3 protein-coding genes and 1 rRNA gene are annotated in these 7182 nt (G+C 46.5%); 3 read left to right on the top strand and 1 reads right to left on the bottom strand.

Annotation, left to right across the window (positions count from 1 at the left end):
• A 16S ribosomal RNA gene (locus RIG66_RS22360) occupies positions 1–114 on the bottom strand; the annotation flags it as partial.
• Positions 115–464: 350 nt separating this feature from the next.
• Here RIG66_RS22360 and nadC point away from each other — a divergent pair.
• The 3 genes from nadC (at position 465) to RIG66_RS22345 (ending at position 6960) form a co-directional block, all read left to right on the top strand.
• Positions 465–1334, top strand: coding sequence for a carboxylating nicotinate-nucleotide diphosphorylase (nadC, locus tag RIG66_RS22355; protein ID WP_446380925.1), 870 nt, complete (start codon positions 465–467; stop codon positions 1332–1334).
• 83 nt (positions 1335–1417) lie between these two features.
• Complete coding sequence (argS, locus tag RIG66_RS22350; RefSeq protein ID WP_446380924.1) at positions 1418–3175, top strand: arginine--tRNA ligase; 1758 nt, start codon at positions 1418–1420, stop codon at positions 3173–3175.
• 605 nt (positions 3176–3780) lie between these two features.
• A complete protein-coding gene (locus RIG66_RS22345) occupies positions 3781–6960 on the top strand; it encodes a beta strand repeat-containing protein (protein WP_446380923.1) in 3180 nt (1059 codons plus the stop codon).
• The last annotated feature ends 222 nt before the right edge of the window (positions 6961–7182 follow it).

Raw genomic sequence — 7182 nt, 5'->3', positions numbered from 1 at the left:
GATTCTCACGCGTTACTCACCCGTCCGCCACTCAACCCGAAGGTTGCGTTCGACTTGCATGTGTTAAGCAGACCGCCAGCGTTCATCCTGAGCCAGGATCAAACTCTCCATATTAGAGTGTTTTTTTCTAGGCTCCGAAATGTCTCCTATTAATAGGGGACATTTCCAAGTTATCCTTATTAGTTGAGAGAGCCTCAGTTTCCTGATTCCTCTCGAAGTTTTTTGACAAGGAGTTTTGTATGCTTGGCTTTCAAACTATTGATTTTTCTTGGTTCGGACGCTTGAGTGCGGAGCGAACTCCGTTTCAAGCGCATTTACCAATGTAGTGGCTATTTCTGGAGTTGTCAACCTTTTTTTTAATTTTTTTTTGGAGAAGTCAAAAACCCTTTCCCAGAGGGCGATCTGAGCTATGTTAAATCTAGAGCTAACCCGACCAGCTTGAGAAAATTACCCCTGTTTGTCAGATGAGAGCTTTACCGCCATTGATCCTGCTAGATCCGATCCTCCAGAACTGGTTGTTAGAGGATATCGGTCGAGGCGATCGCACGACTCAAGGCTTGTGGGAAGCCCCGGACAAAATTGTCCAAGCCGAATGGACGGCTAAAGCAGGGGGAGTGATTGCTGGATTGCCGATCACGAAACGGATCTTCCAACTTTTAAGCGATCAAACCAGTTTTGTCGCCGTTGTAGCTGAGGGGGAAGACTGTCATCCTGGACAAGTCATTGCTCGTTTACATGGCTCTCTGGATACCCTCTTAATGGGAGAACGAGTGGCTCTCAACCTGGCGATGCACTTAAGCGGGATTTCTACCCTTACCCGCCAATATGTCGATCAACTTGCTGATCTTCCGACTCAACTCGTCGATACCCGTAAAACCACCCCAGGGCTGAGACTGCTGGAAAAATATGCCACTCAAGTCGGTGGTGCCATTAATCATCGTTTTGGCTTAGATGATGCCGTGATGATTAAAGACAATCATATAGTGGCAGCAGGTAGCATCAAAGACGCGATCGCTCGTATCCGGGAACAAATGCCCTACCCCCTGCGGATTGAAGTTGAAACCGAAACCCTGGAGCAAGTGACAGAAGCCTTAGAGCAGGGGGCTGACATTATCATGCTGGACAATATGCCCTTGGAGAGGATGCGACAGGCGGTACATAAGATTCGCGGCAAAAATGACCGACTGAAAATTGAAGCCTCTGGGAATATCACCCTGGACACCATTCGTGCTGTAGCCCAAACCGGTGTAGACTATATTTCCACGAGTGCCCCTATAACTCGGTCCACTTGGCTGGATTTAAGTATGAACTTACTGGACGAGAATCGCATTTAAAGTTCATTCCCTAATGTTTTGAGTAAGCCATTTCTCCCTGATTCTTGGCAACCTCTTATCGTTTCAACTCTTTACCTAGCGCAATGACTTCAACCTTGGAACAACTAAAAGCCAAATTTGAGCAAGCATTGATTGCTGCCTTTGGTGAAACGATGGCGGGTACAGATCCAATGTTAGTTCCTGCCAGTAATCCTAAATTTGGTGATTATCAATCGAATGCGGCACTCTCTCTGGCAAAACCGCTAGGTCAACCCCCACGAGCGATCGCACAGATGCTGATTAACCATCTCAATGTTGCTGATATCTGCCATCCTCCCACAGTCGCAGGACCCGGTTTTATTAATTTCACCCTTAAACCTGCTTATTTAGAAGCCAAGCTGAATAGGAGTCTCACCCATCCTCGCTTAGGTGTAGAACCCGCCAAACAGCCCCAGCGAGTTGTTGTAGATTTTTCCAGTCCAAACATTGCCAAAGAAATGCATGTTGGTCATCTGCGCTCCACTATTATTGGCGACTGCATTGCCCGTATTTTGGAATTTCGAGATCATCATGTCCTGCGCCTCAATCATGTCGGAGATTGGGGAACTCAATTTGGCATGTTAATTACCTATCTTCGGGAAGTTTGCCCAGAGGCATTAACCACGGCTGAGGCGGTTGATTTAGGAGATTTAGTCAGCTTTTATCGACAAGCTAAAAAACGGTTCGATACCGATGAAACCTTGCAAGAAGCCGCACGACAGGAAGTTGTGAAACTGCAAGCTGGGGCTGAAGATACCAAACGAGCTTGGCAGTTGCTGTGTGAGCAATCCCGGCGGGAATTTCAGGTCATTTATGATTTACTGGATGTACATATCACCGAACGGGGTGAATCATTCTATAACCCCTTACTTCCCGATATTGTCAAAGATTTAGAACAATCAGGTTTATTAGTGGAAGACCAAGGTGCTAAATGTGTTTTCTTAGAAGGATTTACGAATAAACAAGGTGAACCTTTACCCTTAATTGTGCAAAAGTCGGATGGGGGTTATAACTATGCCACAACTGACTTAGCCGCATTACGCTACCGGATTGAGCAAGATGGGGCAAATCGGATTATCTATGTTACTGATGCTGGACAAGCGAATCATTTTGCCCAAGTATTTCAGGTTGCACAACGGGCAGGTTGGTTACCGGAGACTGTTGAAGTCGTGCATGTTCCCTTTGGATTGGTACTAGGGGAAGACGGGAAAAAGCTAAAAACTCGGTCTGGAGAGACAGTACGATTGCGGGATTTATTAGATGAAGCGATCGCGCGTGCGCGGGCTAATCTCGAAACTCGCATCCAAGCAGAAGGTCGCCAGGAGACCGAGGAGTTCATTGAACATGTGGCTCAAGTGGTTGGTATGGCGGCGGTCAAATATGCTGACCTCAGTCAAAATCGCACCAGCAACTATGTGTTTAGCTTCGATAAGATGCTATCGCTCAAAGGAAATACAGCACCGTATTTGCTGTATGCTTATGCCCGGATTCAAAGTATTGGTCGCAAAGGTGGCATTGATTTTGAGCAGTTAAGAACATCTACTCAAGTCTCATTGAAAGAAGACCAAGAAGCAACACTAGCGAAACATCTACTACAAGTCAGCGAGGTAATTAAAGAAGTTGAGCAAGAGTTATTACCTAATCGTCTTTGTCAGTATTTGTATGAACTGAGCGAGAAATTCAGTCAATTTTATGACCAATGTCCTGTGCTTAAAGCGGAGGAATCCGTGCGACTATCACGATTGATGTTGTGTGACCTAACAGCTCAAACGCTGAAACTGGGATTATCGTTACTCGGTATTTCGGTACTCGAACGGATGTAGAAAACATACCCGTTTGCCAAAGGATAGCCTTTCAGCCTCATCAACCGCTGGTTAAAGGGGGATAACTGAAGGGGTGACAAGCTAAGTCAAAGGTAGGCAGGGTGTGGGGTATGGGGTGTGGGGTGTGGGGTATGGGGTGTGGGGTGTGGGGTATAGGGTGTGGGGTGTGGGGTATAGGGTGTGGGGTGTGGGGTATGGGGTGTGGGGTATGGGGTGTGAAAAGCAAGACTCCTTCTCCCGTTCTCAGTGGATCGAGAACGGGATTTTCCATTATTAGGTGGTACCATTTTGATAAATAAAAAGGGATAGAGTATCGGGATCAACAACAACAGACAAAGAAGCCATGACCAACGACCAGACCCAACTTTACAGAAACTTCATCGATTTTTCATCTAAACTTCATCCTAGCTACACACAACTCCTGCCACTTGGGTAGATAATAAAAATATAGATGAAATCTTTTTCCCACCCTTGGACGAGTCCCCGAAAGGGGATTTTTTTTTGGCGACATAACTTAACAAAACTTCAACCCAGAATCCCCTTTGCCGGATTCCCAAAAGCGATACCTGTAAGAGGGGGTGACGATTGTACTCACCCTCTGATTAATGAAAATCTCCGCTCAAGCCCTCTGTGTTGGATTACTTGTTTCTGGAGGGTTAACTTCGCCTGTCATTGCCCAAACCCCTGCGTCGGAAACCGATACGCCACGTTCACTGCCGGAGGGAACTGCCACAGACTTGAGAGTCTTACCCCGTATAGGTGGTCAGTTTACCAGCGAAGGAGCAGGCTATCAAGACCCATTTTTTAGTCTGGAAGGCTTTGTTCCGATTACTCAGAATCCCGGAAGTACCGTGACATTTCTAGAGGGACAATTGCGCCTGTTCACCGACTCCACGATGGGCGGAACTATCGTTCTCGGACAACGGTTTTACAATTCCACGCAAAACCGGATTCTGGGAGGCTATCTTTCCTACGATACCCGTGATACTGGAAACAGCGTCTTTCACCAAATTGGTGCGGGGTTTGAACGACTAGGCGATAATTGGGATTTGCGGGTGAATGCGTATTTGCCAGTGGGTGAACGCCGCCCAGAGGTGGATGAGTCGTTCTCCCTGCGCGGATTTCAGGAGAATAATTTACTTCTCAATCATCGACAGCGCTTTGAAGCAGCAATGGCGGGATTTGATATTGAAGCGGGAGGGCGGTTGTTGCGATTAGGGGCGGGAGATTTACGGGGATATGGGGGGGTTTATTATTACGGTGGAGAGGGAACTGATGGTGCGATTGGGATTCGAGGGCGATTGGAGGCGCGTCCCACAGATTATCTGAATCTGGGTTTATCGGTGCAAACTGACCAAATCTTTGACACTCGGATTATCCTCAGTTTAGGCGCAACCTTTCCGGGAACTCGTCCCCGTGGGGTGGAATCAGCCAGCGCCTTGACACGGATGGGTGAATCGGTAGGACGTATCGCCACAATTATTGTCGATGAACAAACGGAAAATGAACAAGTCGCGGCGATAAACCCGAAAACGGGTCAACCTTGGCAGTTTCAGCATGTCACGTTGGGGGTGAGTACAGGAGAGGGTACGTTTGAAACGCCGTTTGGCACAGTGCAGGATGCATTGAGTGTGGCACAAGCTGATGAGATTGTTTATGTGCAAGTGGGTACGACGTCTGAGACAGAAGGCTTTCAGTTTGCCGATGGAGTAGCGGTACTCTCCGCAGGTGCAGTTCAACGCATTGATACGCAGCAACTGGGTAGGGTGCAGTTGCCCTTATCGGGAAGCGGTGAGTTTCCCACAATTACGGGAACGGTGACGCTAGGAAATAATACCACCCTGGCTGGGTTTGCGATCGCCAATGCCACGGGAAATGGTATCCAAGGCGCGGCTATTGAGAATGTGACGATTCAAGATAACCGCATCACCAACGCCACAGGACAAGGGATTAGTCTCATCGATGTAACTGGAACCAGTGTGATCGCTGATAATGTTATCACAAATAGCGGTCAGCAGGGCATTTTTATTCAAGCATCGGGAACCACTCAACAAAAACTCACCCTGGATAGTAACCAAATCAGTGACAGTGGTGGTCAAGGTGTTTTTATTCAAGCCTCTGGTGAGGTGCAACAGCAATTAACCGCAACCAATAATCAAATTAGTAATAGTGTCGGTCAAGGATTTTATTTGGCTGCGAATAATAATAGTCGTCAAGTCTTTGACGTTTTAAATACAAGTATTAGTAACACCGTCCTGGATGAAAATGGGGATGGCGGTCAAGGTCTTTTCCTGCAAGCCAATGCCAGCGCCCAGCAAACCTTGACTCTGGAGACCTTAACGGTTACTGAAAGTGCAGGTCAAGGCATCTTTATCGCCGCCAATGGTAACGAAAATGACCTGACGCAGCAATCGCTTCAAGATTTTAATCTCAGCAATGCTACGGTTAGCGAAAGTACAGGACAAGGGATTTTCATCGCGGCTAATAATAATAGTGAGCAAACCTTTGACATTGATGCCAGTACCATTAACCAGACTCGCCTCGATAGTGATGGTGATGGGGGTCAAGGTGTCTTTATTCAGGGAAATCGCGTCGCTATTCAAGATTTTATCCTCAACAATACCAGCGTCACTAACACTGCTGGACAAGGTATTTTAATTGCTACCAATGGTGATGAAAATGACTTCACTGCACAATCGAGACAGGAGTTCCAACTGAATAGCACTGACGTTAGTGAAACCGTGGGTCAGGGAATTTTTATTGCGGCGAACAATAACAGCGAACAAGTCTTTGACATCGACAGCAGCACGATTCGTAATATTGAACTCGACGCCCAAGGCGAAGGTGGACAAGGGATTTTTGTGCAAGGTAACCGCTTGGCAGTCCAGGAGTTTCAGATTAATAGTCCCACGATAACTAACAATGCTGGACAGGGTATTTTTGTGGCAACGAATGGAGATGAAAATGACCTAACTGTCCAATCACGGCAAGAGTTTGCCATTACAGATGCCCAGATTCGTGAGAGTACAGGTCAAGGAATTTTCATGAGCGCTAATAACAATAGCACTCAAAACTTTGAGATTAAAGATAGCACGATTGATGGCACAAGTTTGAATACTTTAAACAGTGGTGGTCAAGGGATTTTTGTCCAAGCCAATAGCATTGCCCAACAAGACTTCACGATTGATAATGTCCAAATCAGTGATAGTCAGGGTCAAGGTCTTTTTGTTGGGGCGAATGGGGATGAGAAGAATCCCGAACTCCAATCTCAGCAACGGTTTCAGATTAGTAATGTGCAAATTAGTAATAGCACAGGTCAGGGGATTTTCGTATCGGCGAATAATAATAGCCACCAGGAGTTTGAGATTGAAACCAGTACAATTAGCAGTACAACTCCCACCAATGGAACGGATGGAGGTCAAGGCATTTTTGTCCAGGGAAATGCTATCTCGGTGCAAGATTATCGGATTAACAATACCATGGTTACGGATAATGCTAGTCAGGGTATCTTTTTGCAAACGAATGGCAATGCTGAAACTCTTGCCGATGTAGAGTTGACAATTTTGGATAAAAATGCTATTCCAGGATTTAATGCCGTACTTAATAGCGATCGCACGTTCTGCCTAGCCCTAACTGAGACTACCAGCACGACAGAGTTCCAGCTTCAGCGCAATAATGGCACATTCGAGGTCGTGAATCTAGATACTCTCACTCAGAATAATACAGGAACCGTTAATTTTGCCCCCACCCTGGAAGACTTTACTAACGTTTCTCATTGTAATTGAGGGTAGAAGGGTAAGAGGGTAGGAGGATTGTAGGGGCGGGTTTAGCCGTGTAATTGACGGGTATACCGATAACTTATCAACAAAACCCGCCCTCTTGTCGTTTAGATTTGAGACAAAGTATGTAGTGGCGTGGCACACCTTATTTGATGAATTAACCATTAGCCCCGAAACTGTAGGGGCGCACAGACGTGCGCCCGATTCAATGGTGAAATCTATTCCACA

Origin of the sequence: Coleofasciculus sp. E2-BRE-01 (assembly GCF_040221695.1) — a bacterium.
Lineage (GTDB): Bacteria > Cyanobacteriota > Cyanobacteriia > Cyanobacteriales > Coleofasciculaceae > Coleofasciculus.
Note: the sequence above shows the minus strand (reverse complement) of the source record. Positions and strands in the feature narration are given on the sequence as shown.

Coding starts and splice junctions, on each gene's coding strand:
- nadC (WP_446380925.1), top strand. CDS start 465: ATGAGAGCTTTACCGCCATTGATCCTGCTAGATCCGATCCTCCAGAAC.
- argS (WP_446380924.1), top strand. CDS start 1,418: ATGACTTCAACCTTGGAACAACTAAAAGCCAAATTTGAGCAAGCATTG.
- RIG66_RS22345 (WP_446380923.1), top strand. CDS start 3,781: ATGAAAATCTCCGCTCAAGCCCTCTGTGTTGGATTACTTGTTTCTGGA.